This window comes from Rhodococcus sp. IEGM 1241 (assembly GCF_033142365.1).
Classification (GTDB): Bacteria; Actinomycetota; Actinomycetes; order Mycobacteriales; family Mycobacteriaceae; genus Rhodococcus_F; species Rhodococcus_F erythropolis.
In genome coordinates this window covers 1-1,132 of sequence record NZ_JAWLSE010000061.1, presented here as the reverse complement: position 1 = coordinate 1,132, position 1,132 = coordinate 1, and the positions used below count along the sequence as shown (strand labels likewise).

1 protein-coding gene is annotated in these 1,132 nt (G+C 60.4%); it reads left to right on the top strand.

Translation table 11 applies throughout. The features are described from left to right. On the top strand, nt 1-1,132 hold a 1,132-nt coding region (locus tag R4P70_RS32610; protein WP_317833849.1), incomplete at both ends, for an amino acid adenylation domain-containing protein.

The window sequence follows — 1,132 nt, the reverse complement described above, 5'->3', positions numbered from 1 at the left end:
GTGTTGGATGTGGATCGGGTTGCGCCGCTGCGTGGTTCGAATGCTGCGTATGTGATTTTCACGTCGGGGTCGACGGGGAAGCCGAAGGGTGTGGCGGTTTCGCATGAGGCGATCGTCAATCAGATGGCGTGGATGCAGGGTCAGTATGTTCTGACTGGGTCGGATGTGTATTTGCAGAAGACTGCGACGACGTTCGATGTGTCGTTGTGGGGGTTCTTCTTGCCGTTGGCGGTGGGTGCTCGGTTGGTGGTGGCCACGCATGACGGTCATCGGGATCCGGGGTATTTGGCGTCGGTGATCGCTGATCAGGGTGTGACGGTGACGGACTTCGTGCCGACGATGTTGTCGGTGTTCGCGGGTGCTGTGTCTGCGGAGTTGTTGGGTTCGTTGCGTGATGTGTTCGTCATCGGTGAGGCGTTGCCGGCGCAGGCGGTGCGTGATTTCGGTGTGGTGTCGGGTGCGCGGGTTCACAACTTGTATGGTCCGACCGAGGCTGCGGTGTCGATCACGTTCGCGGATGTGACGGGCGCCGTCGATGGTGGTGTGGTCTCTATTGGTGTGCCGCAGTGGAATTCGCAGGTTTTCGTGTTGGATTCGCGGTTGCGTCCGGTGCCGGTGGGTGTTGCGGGTGAGTTGTATTTGTCGGGTGTGCAGTTGGCTCGTGGGTATGTTTCTCGTCCGGATTTGTCGGCGGATCGGTTCGTGGCGAATCCGTTCGGTGGGGTGGGTTCGCGGATGTATCGCACGGGGGACTTGGTGCGGTGGGGTGTGTCGGGTGAGCTCGAGTACATCGGTCGTACCGATTTTCAGGTGAAGTTCCGTGGTCAGCGGATCGAGTTGGGGGAGATCGAGTCGGCGTTGGTGGCTGATGTGTCGGTGTCTGTGTCGTCGGTGGCTGTGGTGTCGACGGTGACCGGTGATCAGTTGGTGGGGTATGTGGTGCCGGCGTCGGGTGCGGTGGTTGATACTGCGGCACTGGTGGATTCGTTGGGTGCGGTGTTGCCGTCGTATATGGTGCCGTCGCAGATCATGGTGTTGGATGCGTTTCCGCTCAATGCTTCGGGGAAGTTGGATCGGAAGTTGTTGCCGGAGCCGGTGTTCGAGGCCGCGGTGTTCAGGGCTCCGGTGACGG